Annotated in this window: 12 protein-coding genes; 1 reads left to right on the forward strand and 11 read right to left on the reverse strand. The window is 61.7% G+C overall.

Going from position 1 to position 16,296, the window contains the following annotated elements; translation table 11 throughout:
* Nucleotides 1–8: 8 nt before the first annotated feature.
* The 10 genes from OH686_RS02080 to OH686_RS02125 form a co-directional block, all read right to left on the reverse strand.
* Nucleotides 9–656: an alginate O-acetyltransferase AlgF gene (locus tag OH686_RS02080; RefSeq protein WP_289535959.1), complete on the reverse strand. Its 648-nt coding sequence runs from the start codon at nucleotides 654–656 to the stop codon at nucleotides 9–11.
* A gap of 17 nt (nucleotides 657–673) precedes the next feature.
* Nucleotides 674–1,828, reverse strand: coding sequence for an alginate O-acetyltransferase (locus OH686_RS02085; RefSeq protein WP_289535960.1), 1,155 nt, complete (start codon nucleotides 1,826–1,828; stop codon nucleotides 674–676).
* A 12-nt stretch (nucleotides 1,829–1,840) separates the two neighbouring features.
* Nucleotides 1,841–3,337 carry an MBOAT family O-acyltransferase gene (locus OH686_RS02090; RefSeq protein WP_289535961.1) on the reverse strand — a complete coding sequence of 499 codons (1,497 nt, stop codon included), beginning with the start codon at nucleotides 3,335–3,337 and terminating at the stop codon, nucleotides 1,841–1,843.
* Nucleotides 3,338–3,380: 43 nt separating this feature from the next.
* Nucleotides 3,381–4,739 carry an alginate O-acetyltransferase AlgX-related protein gene (locus OH686_RS02095; protein ID WP_289535962.1) on the reverse strand — a complete coding sequence of 453 codons (1,359 nt, stop codon included), beginning with the start codon at nucleotides 4,737–4,739 and terminating at the stop codon, nucleotides 3,381–3,383.
* 64 nt (nucleotides 4,740–4,803) lie between these two features.
* Nucleotides 4,804–6,366 carry a mannuronan 5-epimerase AlgG gene (algG, locus tag OH686_RS02100; RefSeq protein ID WP_289535963.1) on the reverse strand — a complete coding sequence of 521 codons (1,563 nt, stop codon included), beginning with the start codon at nucleotides 6,364–6,366 and terminating at the stop codon, nucleotides 4,804–4,806.
* A 14-nt stretch (nucleotides 6,367–6,380) separates the two neighbouring features.
* Entirely contained in the window at nucleotides 6,381–7,799 is a 1,419-nt protein-coding gene (locus OH686_RS02105; RefSeq protein ID WP_289535964.1) for an alginate export family protein, read from the reverse strand.
* Nucleotides 7,796–9,148, reverse strand: coding sequence for a tetratricopeptide repeat protein (locus tag OH686_RS02110; protein WP_289535965.1), 1,353 nt, complete (start codon nucleotides 9,146–9,148; stop codon nucleotides 7,796–7,798). Before OH686_RS02110 ends, OH686_RS02105 begins: the two co-directional genes overlap by 4 nt.
* A gap of 8 nt (nucleotides 9,149–9,156) precedes the next feature.
* Entirely contained in the window at nucleotides 9,157–10,320 is a 1,164-nt protein-coding gene (locus OH686_RS02115; RefSeq protein WP_289535966.1) for a PilZ domain-containing protein, read from the reverse strand.
* 45 nt (nucleotides 10,321–10,365) lie between these two features.
* The gene (locus OH686_RS02120) at nucleotides 10,366–11,847 is read right to left on the reverse strand and encodes a glycosyltransferase family 2 protein (protein ID WP_289535967.1); all 1,482 of its coding nucleotides are present in this window, start codon (nucleotides 11,845–11,847) and stop codon (nucleotides 10,366–10,368) included.
* A 90-nt stretch (nucleotides 11,848–11,937) separates the two neighbouring features.
* Nucleotides 11,938–13,248 (reverse strand): nucleotide sugar dehydrogenase, encoded by a 1,311-nt coding sequence (locus tag OH686_RS02125; protein ID WP_137972956.1) that lies wholly within the window; start codon nucleotides 13,246–13,248, stop codon nucleotides 11,938–11,940.
* A gap of 721 nt (nucleotides 13,249–13,969) precedes the next feature.
* Between OH686_RS02125 and OH686_RS02130 the strand changes: the two genes are divergently transcribed.
* Complete coding sequence (locus OH686_RS02130) at nucleotides 13,970–15,535, forward strand: methyl-accepting chemotaxis protein (protein WP_289535968.1); 1,566 nt, start codon at nucleotides 13,970–13,972, stop codon at nucleotides 15,533–15,535.
* A 55-nt stretch (nucleotides 15,536–15,590) separates the two neighbouring features.
* Here OH686_RS02130 and OH686_RS02135 read toward each other — a convergent pair whose 3' ends face one another.
* Nucleotides 15,591–16,259 (reverse strand): alpha/beta family hydrolase, encoded by a 669-nt coding sequence (locus tag OH686_RS02135; protein ID WP_354005279.1) that lies wholly within the window; start codon nucleotides 16,257–16,259, stop codon nucleotides 15,591–15,593.
* Between the last annotated feature and the right edge of the window lie 37 nt (nucleotides 16,260–16,296).

Consider the following 16,296-nt stretch of genomic DNA (forward strand, 5'->3'; position numbering starts at 1 on the left):
CCAGGGCCTCAGTCGATCTTCACGGGGCGCTTGACCCACACCGGGGACAGGTTGCCGGCGCTACCGGTGACGTACAGGCTGACCACCTCGCCGCGCTCGACTACCAGCGGGCTGAGGTCGCTGACCTTCTGCTCGCCAGCGAACAGCGCCAGGCGCACCTTGACCGGATTGATCTCGCGATCGCCGCGTGCCTTGCCGGCCACGGCCGGGATCACCTCGGTCTTGCCGTCGGCGGTCTTCAGGCTGACCGGGGTATCGGAGAGGTTCTGAATGCGCACCAGGGCCTTCTGGCGGTTCTTGAAGGCCGGGTCCTCGACCAGCTTCAGCTCGCCGCTGGGCAGCTGCACCAGGGTGTAGTACTGGTCGGCCTTGAGTTCCACCGGCAGGCTCTTGCCGGAGGCGCTGGCGCTGTAGCTGCCGGCGGGCAGGAAGGAGAAATCGCTGCTGCCGCGCGGCTCCACTTCCTTGATGTTGACCGTGCCCAGGCTCAGGTCCAGTTCCGACGAGCCGGCGTTGTAGGCACGCACGAAAGCCGAGCCGGCCGGTGCGGTCGGGCCGTACAGGCCAGCCTCGTCGGCCTGGGCGCTGCCGATGGCGGCGGTGAGGCTCAGACCCAGTCCCAGGGCCAGTTTGCGAATGGAGGTATGCATGGTCATCTTCCTTTTTGAAGTAGTCATTGAGCCGCCAGCGGTTTGGCGGTGCCTTTCATGGCCAGGCGCTCGGCCGAGTCCGGACCGGCCCGGAGTTGGGCCAGCCACTGCGCATCGAACTCGGTGAGGTCACTCGGCATCGTCAGATAGCGTTCCGGAACTTCCCACAGCACCAGCTTGAGGCCGCGGGTTTCTTCCTCGCCCTTGGCCAGCAGGCGCAGCATCGGCACCAGCGGGCCGTGGCCGTTCTCGGCATAGTTGTAGATGTCCGCGCCGAGGGCCTGGCGCAGCGCGCCGGGGAAGTTCCACTTGGGATTGGCGCTGTAGCTGGTGCCGACCAGTGCAACTTCCGGCGCGCTGTCGCCGAACAGGTCGCCACCGCCCTCGCCGCCCTGCAGCTCGGTCTGGCGCTGTTCCAGTTTCTCGCTGGGCGGCTGCATGTCGGCGAAATAAGGATCCAGCGGCAGGTAGCTGAGCAGATCGCCCTTATGCGACTCGCTGCCGGTGACCTGGGTCGCGTAGCTGGCACCGCCACCCTGCCAGGTGCTGGCCTGGCGCAGGTGCTCGGCCACCGCCTGGGCGACCACGGCGGCGCCGTGCGGGGTCCAGTGGGTGTCGGTACGCAGGAACACGGCGCCCTGCTGCTTGCCGTTCTGCAGTGCGGCGAACAGATCCGGCCCACGCAGGCCGAGGCTATTCATGCGCTGCAGGGACTGGGTGTAGAGCTCCTGCTGCTGGGCCACCGGACGCTTGTCGGCGAAGTACTCGGAGTACAGGCGCGCCTTGGCCGGCAGCAACACCAGCTGCAGCTCGATGCCGCGACGTTGCAGTTCCGCCTGCACACCGGCGATCAGCTGCCAGTTGTCGTCCAGCTGCTTAGGGTTCTTCGACGGTTTGAATTCCTCGTCGGTGAACAGCCAGCCGTCGCGGCCGACCACGACCCCAAGCCGGCCCTCGCCGAACAGGCCGTACTCCAGGGCGGCCCAGGCGTTGGTGCCGAACTCCTTGACCGGGAAGCCCTTGTCGTAGTGCTTCTCTATGGCATGGGCCAGCTTGCCGTTGAGCACGGGGGTCTCGCTGGCCGTGGAGAAGCTGAACAGGTTCGGCAGCGAAGCCAGCGATAGCCCCGCCAGCAGGGCTACGAAGATGAAGCTGTAGAGGATGTTGATGGTGCGCATGTCGGCTCCTCCTCAGAACTGGAAGTACAGGAAGGGTGAAAAGCTTTGCGCCGACAGCTTCAGGATCGAGGCGGCAAACAGCAGCAGGATCAGGGTGCGGCCCAGCAACACCGCGTAGGCCGGCGTGGCTGCCACGGCGCCACCGGCGGTACCGGCGGCCAGCGGTGCGGCACCGCTGGCATCCGCCGCCTCGGCCTTGGGTGCACGCGAGGCCAGCGGGTTGGCGTAGAACTGGCGGATGCCGAACCAGGCGATCACCCCGTAGGCCAGCAGCAGCGTGCCGATCTGCAGGCTGGTCAGCTGGGACACGGTCAGCTCCGACAGGCGCCACTCGGAGAAGTCGAACATGGCGGCGTACATGCGCCAGGCCACGTCGAGGTTCTCGGCGCGGAAGATCACCCAGCCCAGCACCACCAGGAGGAAGGTGAAGGCCCACTTCAGCGGGTTGAGGGTACGCGGCGCGGCGTCCACGCCCAGGGCGCGTTCGATGGCCAGCCACATGCCGTGCCAGGCGCCCCAGATCACGTAGGTGAAGTTGGCGCCGTGCCACAGACCGCCCAGCAGCATGGTCAGGAACAGGTTGCGGTAGGTCTGGAAGGTGGTGCCGCGGTTGCCGCCCAGGCTGATGTACAGGTAGTCGCGCAGCCAGGTGGACAGGCTGATGTGCCAGCGCCGCCAGAACTCGGTGATCGACTGGCTGATGTAGGGCTGGTTGAAGTTCTCCATGAAGCGGAAGCCCATCATCAGGCCCAGGCCGATGGCCATGCTGCTGTAGCCGGCGAAGTCGAAATACAGCTGCGCGGTGTAGGCGAAGGCGCCGAGCCAGGCGTCACCGGTGGTGGGATTTTCCAGGGCGAAGCAGTGGTCGGCGATGGGCGCCACGCTGTCGGCAATGAACACCTTCATGATGAAACCCTGCATGAAGCGCGTGCAGCCTTCGGCGAACTTGTCCACCGTGTGGGTACGGTGGTTGAACTGGTCCACCAGGTCGCGGAAACGCAGCACCGGGCCGGCAATCAGGTGCGGGAAGATCGCCACGAAGGCGGCGAAGTCGATCAGGTTGTGGGTGGCCGGGGTATCGCCGCGGTACACATCGATGATGTAGCTGATCGACTCGAACACGTAGAACGAGATGCCGATCGGCAGCAGGATGTGGGTCAGCACGAAGGGGTCCATGCCGAACGAGCTGACCACCATGTTGAAGCTCTCGACCCCGAAGTTGGCGTACTTGAAGTAGCCGAGCACGCACAGGTCGACCACCACGCCGAGGATCAGCCATTTCTGTGCCGTCTTGGTGCGCACTCCGGCCGCGCCGATGCGCAGGCCGATCCAGTAGTTGAACACGGTGACGGCAGCGAACAGCGCGAGGAAGTCGATGCGCCACCAGGCGTAGAAGATGTAGCTGGCAATCAGCAACAGCAGATTGCGATAGCGATTCCCGCTCAGGTAGTACAGGCCGAGGAAGATCGGCAAGAACAGGAACAGGAACACGTTGGACGAAAAGACCATTTTATCCTCCTTGTGACCTGCGCCAGCGGCGCAGGCCTATAGCTCAATCGGCCTGAGCCTGCATCTGGCCGGGTTGGCGCGGACAGACATTCACTTCTGCCTGGAGCCCTTTGGGCATATCCGCAGGCATGTCCAAGTCGAATGACAGCAGCGTCTGCCCTGCTCCTTCCGCATCGTCCCGCAGGTTGAAAACGAAGCGCCCGTCGCCCTCTACTTCGCGAGTGCGCTCGATCTTCAGCTGCTCCTTCGAGCCGCTCATGTACCAGACGGTACCTTTGAGCAACTTGACGCCTTGCTGGTTGAACTGGACGTCTGCCAGATAGCGCTCGCTGCGAATGGGCAGCACGCCGGCATTCACCAGGATTTCATTGCGTCCCGGTTGCAGCGTCACCTTCTTGCTCAGCGTGGTTGACTTGTCCCGACAGCCGTCAGCCAGCATCGGCATGATCTGCCGGTAGAAGATCGGCATGGAGATGTCGTAATAGCTGGTGATTTCCCAGATCAGGATCTTCGGTGGTCGCTCCTGGAAGTCCTGACTGCCCAGATACTGCAGCATGGCGCTGTGGAAGCCGCCGCCGCTCACCGAGCGGTTGTCGATATCGACGGCCGCCTGTTCCTTGAGGAAGCCGGAGAAGTTGTACTGCGGTGTACTGAAGCTGGTGCCGGCCAGAATCACTTGCGGCAGCTCTTCGTCACCGAACAGGTCGCTCGCCTCGTCCTTGGGCTCGGTGATGAAGCGGGTCACGTACTGGTTTTCATAGCTGTAGCCACAGACCTTATGAAACGCCTGGTTGAGTGAACCGATCTTGTAGCCCAGGCCATCCGGGCGACTGACGAACTCCTTGCGCGGAACGCTCTTGAATATCTCCGAACGGCGAAGTTCTTCGGCGACCAGCTTGGCTGCGAACTCGGCACCGTATGGCGTCCAGTGGTGGTCGCGCTTGTAGAAGAAGGGTTTGTCCGCTTCGCCATGTTCTTCCAGCATGGGCGTCAGGTCCGGGACCAGAATGCCCAGCGAACGCATTTTTTCGACAACCTTGTGATAGTTGTTCTCGGCCAGATCGAACTCGAACATCTGGCGCGTCTCGGGGCTCAGCTTGTCGGCGTTGGCCATGCCCCGGGTCGGGATATAGACAATCATCAACTGGGTGCCCATGGCCTTGAGCCGGTCGCTCAACTGCTGCAGGTGCGCATAGCCTTCGGGCGTGGTGCCCATCTGGGTCATCAGGTCGGTCTTGGTACGGAACAGCCAGTCATCCTTACCTTGCACCAACTTGCTGAAATCGCTCATGTCGCCGGTGTAGGTGGCATCGTCGAGGGCCTGCGGGCAGATTTCGCAGCACTTCTCGATGGCATATTGCGGTGCTGTCTGTTCGGCAAAGGCAGATTGAATCGCCAACATTCCGAGTGCGGCACCAATAGCTGTCTGACTAATAAAAAACTTACGATTCATTTGATCACCTCGCCTATTGGCGTTGAGCCAGTTTCTGCAACGGCAAGACGTGCACGGCTTTCTTCTGCCTAATCATCAGGTCGAGAATCTCGCTCTTACCCTGAGCCAGCGCACCGAACATCCCCACGCCCGAATCTTTAGCGGGCATCAGCATTTCCACGCGAGAAAGCTTCACGCTGCGGGGGGCCACAACAGAAATAGCGCCGGACTGATTACCGATCAGCCGATCACCTATTACGTTCAATGACAGGTTCATATCGAACGGGTCGAGTTGAAGATCGCGTGGCGTGTGGGTGAGGTCCTTCACATGCCCGTAGACGCCCAACAAGCCATTGGCCATCGCGATGTTTTCATACAGCGTCACGTCGTAACTGTTGCGCACGCGAATGCCATGCCGTCCGTTGTTGAAGGACTTGTTGCGCATCAGCAGATTGTTGCCGCTCTCATAGATGGTGATGCCGTCCGAGCCGTTCCGATAAACCTCGTTATTGGCCACCACGTTATTCACACTGATCCGGTCGATCACGATGCCGGACAGGTGGTTTTCATAAGAGCGGTTGTTGATGATCCAGCTGTCGTTCACCTCGCGGGAAATGATGATTCCGTGCTTCTGCACCGTGCCATATGCCGTGTTGCCAGCAATGATCAATCGGCGTGAACGGTCATGCGGGTCGATGCCGTAGACCAGGTTGTTCCGATAGGTATTGTTGAGCAGCACGACATCGAAGGCCTCGTAGCAATAGAAGCCGTACCACATATCGTCGAACATGGAGTTGATCAGCCAACCGGTAGGATGGCCGCGCTGCATGATCGGATGCATCGCCGGGCTGTACTGGGAAATCGAGACGCCGTAAGACTTACTAGCCGTGTACCCCAGGCTCGAAACAACACTGTTGACGATATAGGTTTCAGTTCCGCCCCAAGAGTTGAGGAACGGCCGGAAGCGTCCCTTCTTGGCGAACCAATCCTGGCTGTTGTCCTTTTCGCGCCAGGCGGTCAGGCGGCTGTCGGTAATGAACAGCTTGCTGTCGTTAATGAGGAAGGCGCCATGATCACTCGACAGCCTGAAATCCTTGGTGCTCTTGTCGATATGGAATGTCGCGCCCTGATTCACCACGATCGGCCGACGGGCGATATAAATGCCCGGCTCGGTTTCCTCGAAGTACTTGGCAGGGAGTGCCTTGGCCAGATCCTTGGGGGTGACATAGCCGCCGTCGATGAAGATGACTTGCGGCATTTCACCCTGACGTTTCAGCCACTCCCGGATACGCTCGTCACCGCCGGTGAATTCCACCAGGGTGTTCTGCTCCAGCATGCGGCGCACAGCGATTGTGCCGGCAGGCTTGCGGACAATCTTTGCCTGCACTGCCTCGGCGGTATAAGGAGTCAGGTCCGGAAATTTAGGTGGAGTGATTTCCAGCGACTCTGCCGGCGTGCCGGATACCTGATAGTCCTCCTGCACTTTCTCCGGATCGAATACCAGTCCTTTTATAGGAGCGCCATCCGCTCTGGCGATGGAGCTGAGTACAGCTCCAAACAGCAAGATGATTGCAACTATTGATCGACGCGCGTTCATTGCAAACCTCCTGTCTAGTAGCGCCAAACCACATCGAGAAATGCCCGATGCATTTTCGAATCGGTGTCATCGGCAAAAGCATCTCCGGCAAAGAACAGGCCGCCACGGAAACGGACCAGAGCGGACTTGGCCCCCAGCCAGCCGAGGGAAGGCGGAATACGCCCCTCATCGAAGTAGCGAGTCAGCACCAGATCGACCTCCTGGCCGATGTCCTTCTCGCCGGGAACCATGTTCGACTGCAGGCCACTTTTGCTATCGAAGTCATCGTCGACCCGCCAGAAGCGGTGATAGATGAGACTGGCGTCGTACTCGTTATTGATGTTCCAACCGGCGAACAGGCTGGCCGCCTGCAAGTTGGTCATTTCACCGCGATAGGCCTCACCGAAACGGTTTATCGAGGACTTGGTTCCCGTGAAGTTGGAGCGGTTGCTCTGCAGGTCCGTTTGCAGGAACTGCTCTTCCTCGCCTCCCGATGCCCGGGTATAGGTCGTGCCCACCCGCCAGGCGTCGTCGATGTTCCAGCGCAGCCCCAGGTCGAGTGCCCATGCATCGACATCCTCGCTGCGCTGCCCGGTGACTCGGCGTGTGCCGCCTACCGTCGAGCTGGTCAGATAGTCCAGATCGGCGTTCATCCAGGTAACGCTCGCCAAATAGCTCAGCGGATTGGTGCTGCGGTGGTTGTAGAAGTCGCCGTTAAGCTCCAAGCCCAGCCAGGTGGCTTCACCGTTGTAGTTCTTGTCCAGAACGCCAAGCTCTTCGCCGGTCTGGTTCAGGTTGCCGCTGTCATCGCTGTGGTGGAACTTGATTCCAGCCCAGTGACCAGGGCGCCATTGCCTGGCGATGTCGGCCATGAAATGGACACGGTCCTCATCCTGCGGAGCCAGTTCATCGAGGTCGGTGCGGTAATCGCTGAAGCGCTCCGCAACCCCCACATGGGCGCTCAGCAGGGTGGTGTCGAAGGTCCAGCGCAGGGCCTCGATATTGCTGTCCCACCACAGGCCATCGGCGCTTCTGATTTTCTGCCGGCCCAAGCGCAGCGATTCACCGGGATAGGCCGTCAAGCCGGAGTAGTCGACCCAGAACTCGTGCAGAGCGAGAAACTTGTCGTCCCGCTCGCGAGCGTCGTCCGGATCGAAGGTGTCCGACTCGCTGGTGTCGGATTCGATGACGTCAGTTGCCGCGAAGGCCTCGCCGAGAACGTAACCGCTCCAGTCACCCGAGCGCTGGAAGACCCAGGGGCGCAGGCTGATACCAGCCCCGTTGAAGTCTCCGCCATCACGTGTGCCCAGGTCCTGATCGTCGATACTTTGCCCGGTGATCTTTACGTTGGCTCCATAGGACAGGCCCGATGGCAGCTCGGCCGCCTGTAGCGAGGCAACGGAACATCCGGAAGCCAGAATAAGCAGAGCAATTGAACGATTGGATACTGTCATAGCATTCCCTGCGTACTGTTTGTCTTGAGGGTGGCGCTGACCTGCTCGTCACCACGCGCACGCATTTCGCCCTGGGATAGCTCCAGAGCCTTGGCGATTTCTGCCGAGTTCATGCTGGGCGCAAGGCGGTCAATCAGCACTTGGCCGTAAGGCAGGCCGGCCTGCTTGGCCAGATTGGCAAACGAGTAGGCGTAGACCTTGTTGATCTTCACCCCCTGCCCGTCGCTGAAGAGCCTGGCCAGGTCAATGTCGGACTGGACATCACCCGCGCGCGCCGCGATCAGATAGTGCTCGAGCGCCTTCTCCGGCTGGATCTGACCCAGCTGCCCGCCCGCATAAAGCTTGCCCAGGAAGTAATGGGCCTTGGGCTCCAGGGGGGCCGACATCAGCAGGTATTTTTCCGCTGCAACCGGATCGGCCGGGATGACCTTCCCGCGCAGGTAAAGCCGCCCCAACATGTAGGCCGCTCGATTGATCCCAGCATCCAGGCCTTTCTGCAGATAGGCCTGGATTTCTTCCGAGTTCTCGACGAGCTGGGGATAGCGGATGGACAGCTCCGCCAGGTCGCACCAGGCATCGGGGAAGGTCGGGGTGATCGCCACATAGAGACCCTTGGCCGCCTCCGGGTCGGGCTGCCCGGCATCGCTGCCGACCAGGGCCTTGGCCACGTCACGCATGGTCTCTGGAGGCAGGCGGCCGGATTGGAACTCCGACTGCATGCGCTCCAGCAGGGCCGCCTGCTCGTCGCCACGCCCCTGGCTGCGATAGATCACCGCCAGCTCGGCATAACACTCGGCCACCTGGGCGAGCCAGCGCTGGCACGTCTGCTCGATCTCGGCGACGTGCTGCTGATAGTCCCCACGGGCGCGGTACAGCAGGATCTTGCCGAGCTGAGCCTCGGCGATCCCCTGCCCCTGCCAGAGATCGAGCTGACGCTCGATCTCTGGATCCTGTGCGCCCAGGGGACCATTCAGCTTGACGCGAACCCAGGGAAGCACAGTGCTTGTGTCTCCCAACTGCAGCCCGCGACGCAGCAGCTGATCCGCCTCGTTGCGCTCTTGTACAGAGCTGTCCGGCTTGCTGGCCAGCCATTTGCCGAGGCGCGTGGGAGCCAAGGGGGACTTCTCCATGGCATCGCGGTACATCTGCTCGCCCCTGGCCTGCTTTTCCTTGGAAGGGCTCTTGATCAGCAGATCAGCGAGCCCTACCTGCGCATCGACATAGCCGAGCTCCGCCAGGGGAAGGAAATTGGCCTCAGCCGTTTCCGTATCCCCGCGGAACTTCGCATCCTTGGCCAGCTGCAGATCCGGTGTCGAACATCCCACCAACAGACTGCAACCTAGCAGCATGACCCTATTCATTTGCCGGCCGCCACGGTGGTGCGAGTCCACAGCCCATCGAACGGCTGAATGCGAACATCAACCGGACGCTTGACCAGCACGTTATCTAGCGGGTCATGGGGCGTGATCATGACGCGGATGTCGGAGGCCAGACCGCCGTCCTGCAGCGCCATGCTGGTGATGGTGCCCGCGCGCGGAGTCTTTTCGCCGCCGACCAGGAAGTCCACCGCGGTGCCCGGCTGCAGATCGGCAAAGGCACGGTAAGGGAAGCGTGCCTCTACACTGGCCACGCTATCCAGTGGCGCAAGGTTGAATACCGCGGTCCCTTTGGCGGCTACCTGACCGTCACCCACCAGTTGCGCCACGACGCGGCAATCGCAAGGGCTGGTCAGGGTCCCCTGGATGTTCTTGCTGAACAGACGCTCCAGGTTCTCCGGGGTCATTTCCGATTCCGGCAGGATGTTCTTCAGCGCATCGAGCATGGTGGCCGAATAGGTCGCGACCGGAGCACCCTTCTTCACCACGTCACCGATCTTCACCAGGCTCTGCACGGAGCCCTCGCGCGGCATCGCCACTTCCTGGCCAGGCACTACCACCTGCGCAGAGTCGGCATGGGTGATGAAGTAGATGTCGTACAGCTGGTACAGGATGTAGGTGCACGCCGCGACGCCAACCAGGAAGATGCCCATGCTCAGGCTCACTGCGCGCAGACGCCCGAACAGGCCGGTCGGTGCACCGTCGACGCCTTTGCGCGGCTTGGTGAAGTTCTCCCGCTGCAGGGTGCTGATCAGATCACCGGCGTTGATGAGCTCGCCGCTGAGGAAGGAGCTGATCAGGTAGCGCAGCGTGGCGATCTCGCGCGGACGCAGGTGATGGAACTCGCAGCCGGCGCGTTTGCCACCGAGCGAACGCACCTGGAATTCGACGTCCATGTTGAAGCCGATGCCTTCGACCTCGAACATCAGTTTGCCGCGGCAGTACTGCCCTTCGGTGAGCAGGTTGTTACCCGGATGGAAGGAGAAGCCGCCGACCGACAGGTCGAGCAGCTGTGCCTCCAGTTCCTGGCCCTGCTGGGTGAAGTAACGGATCTTCGCCGGCAGCTTGAGGCGCGCGTACTGGCGCTGGGCTTCGGCTTCATGAACCACGTTGCTGTTGATGCTGGGGCTGATCACTGCGCTCATATTCGTTCCTTTATGCAATCAAGAGTCTTTGATGGGTCACGAGCTTCAGACCACCCACATCAGGGCAGCGACGAAGACGCTGCCTGCGGAGAAGGTCATGGTTCGGGACGACCAGGTGTTGAACCAGCGCTGGAAGCTGGCGAGATCGCGGTTGAGCTTGGTCTTCTGGCGCGTCCAGGACTGCTGGTCCAGGCGGAAGAACACGTACACCTTCACCAGTGCGCCGACGATCTGGTTGTAATAGAGGATCAACGGATAAGCCGGACCGATCCTGTGGCCAGAGGCCAGCAGCAGCAGGGTCAGCACCAGCCGGGTAAGGCCAATCCACAGCAGGTAAATCAGCAGGTAGGCAAAGCCGTATTTGACGCTGGCGATGATCGCCACCGAGGGCCCGAGCAGGCTGGTCCACATGGACACTCGCTGGTCGAGCATCACCACGCTGGTGAACACCCCCAGACGTCGAATGCCCAGGCCGAGCGCCCGCGAGTTCTGCCGCAGGTTGTTGCCGTACCAGCGGAACATCAGCTTGCGGCTGGCCTTGATGAAGCTCTTCTCCGGCGGGTGTTCCACGGTGTGGATGGAGGCATCCGGCACGTAGAAGGTGTCGTAGCCCAGGCGCATCAGGCTGTACCAGCTGGACTTGTCGTCGCCGGTGAGGAACTTGAAGCGACCCAGACGCCAGTGCTCGAGATGGTCGTTCTCGACGTCGGCGATGAAGCCCGGATCGGTCACCACCTCGGCGCGGAACACCGACATGCGCCCGGTCAGGGTCAGCACGCGCTTGGACAGAGCCATCGAGCACATGTTGATGTGGCGCTGGGCGAAACGCAGCTTGTGCCACTCCTGCATGACGTAGCCGCCGCGCACCTCGCAGAACTCGTTGGTGGTGAGCCCGCCAAGGTTGTCGAACAGGGTGAAGAACGGCGCCGTCTGACGCACCACGCCGGCGGAGAGCACGGTGTCACCGTCCACCACCGCCACTACCGCACGGCTGTCCGGTTGGTGCCGGGAAATGGCGCGGAAGCCCTGGGCCAGGCCGTCACGCTTGCCGGTACCGGGAATCCGCACTATGTCCAGACGCACGCGAGCCGGTGGTTCCAGGCGGTTCCACAGGTTCTTGATCAGCAGCTCGTCCGACAGCTCGACGATTGAGCACACCACGGTGCTGGGGTAGCCGCAATCGATCGCTTCCTGGATCACCGAGCGGTACACCGCGGCGGTGGTCAAGGCGTCGATACGAAAGCTGGTCACCAGCAGGTAGACGTGCGAAGGATCGGCCGCCTCGCCCAGCCGGCGCGCCTTGCGCCGATAGTGCGGGTAGACGATGTAGAGAAAGATGAGCCCGCGAACGTAATGGATCGCGCCCATCGAGTAACGCCAGATACCTACTGCGCCAAGTATCAGCAGGAAGTCCGTCGACTCCGGATCGAAGATGCTGCGTGGCAGCAGCAAGGCCATGCCACCCAACATCGACAAATAGAACAGCCAGCCCGCGCCGTTGCGCAGGCGTCCTTGAAGACTTTCCATGGTTGCCAATCCCGTTTGGTTTACTGCTCTGCAACGGGGGCGTCGTTGTTGTTGTTGTAACGCCCTGTGCACATTGACCTACAGCAGTTGCTACCAGCAGAGGCCCTCTTTGACCTCGTCGCTGCACTGGCGCATGAAACCGACCAGGTCGATCAGTTTCTTGCCGGGCGGCAGTTGCTGGACCACGGTTTCAAACAACTCGTCGCCGTTGCCGAGGACGATCACGTCGGCATCCGCTACCACCTGATTGAGGTCGGAGCGCAGCAGAGAAGAGACGTGGGGGATCTTCGATTCGATGTAGTCGCGGTTGGCGCCATGCACACGGGCGTATTCGACGTTGCGATCGAAGATCTTCAGGTCGAAGCCCTTGCCGATCAGCATCTCGGCCAGCTCCACCAGCGGGCTCTCGCGCAGGTCATCGGTACCCGCCTTGAAGCTCAGACCGAGCAGCGCGACCTTGCGCTTGTCCTGGCTGGCAATGAGGTTGTAGGCATTGCGGACCTGAGCCTCGTTGCTCGGCATCAGCGCGCTGATCAGCGGCGACTCGACGTCGAGCTGGGTGGCGCGGTAGTTCAGGGCACGCACGTCCTTGGGCAGGCAGGAGCCGCCGAAGGCGAAGCCGGGCTTCATGTAGTACTTGGACAGGTTGAGCTTGTGATCCTGGCAGATCACATCCATCACCTCACGGCCGTCGACCCCCACCGCCTTGGCGATGTTGCCGATCTCGTTGGCGAAGGTGATCTTGGTCGCGTGCCAGACGTTGCAGGTGTACTTGATCATCTCGGCGACCTCGACGGTCTTGCGGATGATCGGAGCGTCCAGCTCGCTGTAGATCTCGGTGAGCAGGTCACCGGAGGTCTGATCCAGCTCGCCGATCACGGTCATGGCGGGGAAATCGTAATCCTTGATCGCGGTGCTCTCGCGCAGGAACTCGGGGTTCACTGCCACGCCGAAATCCTTGCCGGCCTTGAGCCCGGAGTATTTCTCCAGGGTCGGAATCACCACGTTGCGCAGAGTACCCGGCAGCACGGTGCTGCGGACCACCACGGTGTGGCGGGTGGTCTTCTCGGGGAGGACCTTGGCGATCTGCTGGCAGACTTCCTCGATGTAGGACACGTCCAGGTCGCCGTTGCGTTTGCTCGGCGTCGGTGGCGCCAGGAAGGAGATATCGGTTTCCAGAATCGCCTCGCGCACGTCCAGTGTGCCGCGCAGCTTGCCGCTGCTCACGCCCTTCTGCAGCAGGTCTTCCAGCCCAGGCTCTACAATCGGCGACTTGCCGCTGTTGATCAGCTCGATCTTCAGCGGAGAAATGTCTACCCCAATGATCTGGTGCCCCCTGGCCGACAGGCAACCAGCACACACAGCCCCTACATAGCCCAGCCCAAAGATGCTAATTCGCATTGGACGATCTCCTCCTTGCGTTGATCGACACGACAGCCCCATGGCTGTCGCCTACCTCGCGAGACCGGACTACAGGACTACAACTTCCTCGGGTCTCTGTTACCACTGGGGCCATTTTCCGTTCCAACTAAATTGATACAGAAATTGAAATAGCCCCGAGCAAAACAGATGCCTTGCGAAACAACAAAGTTCCGCAACGGCAGGTTTTAAAGTTATTTCTTTGAAAACAGTGACCTAGTTACCAGAGGTAACCGATCGAGCGCTTTGCGCGCGTCGTTTTTTTGGCACACACCCAAGGATGTGGCTCTAGGGCGCAGCATACAAGGGAAAAATTAGAAAGTAACACCTAGTTTTTTGCGTTACTTCACGAAGTAAAAATAGAAGAATATTATTCCCAATGAATCTAAAGTCGTTTTTTTGACGCCAATTAAGTAGTCACCCGCGCATGGGCAAGCCACTATAAGGGCGCCAATTATCCAGCAATAAGCGACATCAATTAGCCATCAACGAGACGGCAAAGAAAGTTCTGCGCGACAGAACTGTCTCAAAGAAGTTTCATATATTTTTCCGGACCATTACTTATTCTGGAAGTTACTTCGCATATAACAATCCTATCCATGCGGACAGATTAAGCTCCCCCTCACCCGCCTGCCGCCGCTAAACTTTCCCGCAGCGCGGCCGATGTGCCGAAGACAGCCCTCCGTTCAAGAAGCGATTACGCATGCGAAACAACCAGCCCGTTACTCAGCGCGAACGCACCTTCCCCGCCCAGCAGCGCCTGATCTCGACCACCGACCTCAAGGGGCAGATCACCTACTGCAATCAGGCCTTCATAGAAATAAGCGGCTTCGAACGGGAAGAGCTGCTGCGTGCGCCGCACAATCTGGTGCGCCACCCGGATGTGCCGCCCGCCGTGTTCGAACATATGTGGCAGACCCTGAAGAAGGGCCGCCCATGGATGGGCGTGGTGAAGAATCGCAGCAAGAACGGCGACCACTATTGGGTCAACGCCTATGTCACACCGATTCTGGAGAAGGGTCAGGTGGTGGGTTATGAGTCGGTACGGGTCAAGCCCAGCGCCGAACAGATCCGCCGCGCCGAGGCGCTGTACGCACGGATCAACGCCGGCAAGCCGGCCATCCCCGCCACCGATCGTTGGCTGCCGGTGCTGCAGGCCTGGCTGCCATTCATTCTGATCAGCCAGATCGGCTTCCTCATCGGCCACTGGATGGGCTCGACCTGGGGCTTCCTGCTGGCTGCCCTGCTCTCGGTGCCACTGGGCCTGGCCGGCATCAGCTGGCAGACCCGCGGGGTCAAGCGCTTGCTGCGCCTGGCCGAGCAGACCACCTCGGACCCGCTGATCGCGCAGATGTATACCGACAGCCGCGGCGCCGAGGCCCGCCTGGAAATGGCCATGCTCAGCCAGGAAGCGCGTCTGCGCACCTGCCTGACCCGCCTGCAGGACACCGCCGAGCGCCTCACCAGCCAGGCCCAGCAGGCCGACCAGCTGGCGCACAACAGCTCCGCCGGGCTGGAACGCCAGCGCGTGGAAACCGAGCAGGTGGCCACCGCCATCAACGAGATGGCCGCCACCACCCTGGAAGTGGCCAGCAACGTGGCCCGCGCCGCCATCGCCACCCAGGAGGCCAACCGCCTCACCGGCGAGGGGCGCAACGTCGCCGCGGAAACGCGCGACGCCATCCAGCGCCTGTCGACCTCCGTCGGCGAGACCGGTGAGACCGTGTCGCGCTTGGCCCAGGACAGCAACGAAATCGGCGGCGTGGTCGACGTCATCAAAGGCATCGCCGACCAGACCAACCTGCTCGCGCTCAACGCGGCCATCGAGGCGGCGCGCGCCGGCGAGATGGGTCGTGGCTTCGCCGTGGTGGCCGACGAGGTGCGCTCGCTGGCCCAGCGCACGGCCGAGTCCACCGGGCAGATCCACGCGCTGATCGCCAAGCTGCAGCGCACCGCGGAAGAAGCGGTGATGACCATGGAGATCGGTCGCAAGCAGGCCGACGAGGGTGTGGAGCGCGTACAGCAGGCCGACCAGGCGCTGCAGGGCATCAGCGACGCGGTGGCCAACATCACCGACATGGCCAATCAGATCGCCGCCGCTGCCGAGGAGCAGAGCGCGGTGGCCGACGAGATCAACCAGAACATCACCACCATCGCCCAGCTGGCCGACCAGACCTCCAGCGAGGCGCACAGCACAGCGCAGCTCAGCGAGGAGCTGACCTCCACCGCCAAGGACCAGTACTCGCTGGTGGAGCGCTTCAACCGCTGACCGCTACCCCATGAAAAAGGCCGGCAATCGCCGGCCCTTTTTTTGTGCGCGCTCATCAGCCACGCAGAAACGCCGCCACCCTGTCTGCCGCACTCTGCAAATGCTGCTCATGGCTGAAGCCTGATGCCTTCAGCGGCTTGAGGTCGTGGTCCGCGGCTGCCAGCCACTCGACATGCAAGGTCGGCGCAAGCCGGTAGCCGCTCACCGTCTCGCGATTGCCCAGCGCGTCGCGCTCGCCCTGGACCACCAGCGCGCGCGTTCGCAGCTCAGCCAGATGCACCACCCGGGGCTTCTCCGGCTTGCCCGCCGCATAGAAGGGATAGCCCAGGCAGACCAGCGCGTCGGCACCCAGCTCGTCCGCCAGCAGGCTGGCCATGCGTCCGCCCATGGACTTGCCACCGATGGCCAGCGGCCCGCTCACCTGTGCACACACCTCGGCATACACCTGGCGCCAGCACTCCAGCAGCTGCGCCTGCCGATTGGGCGGGCGCTTGCCACCGCCCGAACGCCGCTCGGCCATAAAGGGAAACTCGAAGCGCAGCACGCTCACCCCGCGCGCGGCCAGCAGCTCGGCCATGCGCTGCATGAAGTCGCTGTCCATCGGCGCACCGGCGCCGTGAGCAAGGATCAGGGTGGCCTGCGACATTCCGTCCGCCCCGTTCCAAAGCCATCCCCGCGCTCGGCATTGATCCTCGTCAATAACCGTCAACTTGCCATTACCCATGCTTGCCCTGCTTTTCCTAACCGTGGATGGAAGCCCA

Origin of the sequence: Pseudomonas sp. SO81 (assembly GCF_030374125.1) — a bacterium.
Lineage (GTDB): Bacteria > Pseudomonadota > Gammaproteobacteria > Pseudomonadales > Pseudomonadaceae > Aquipseudomonas.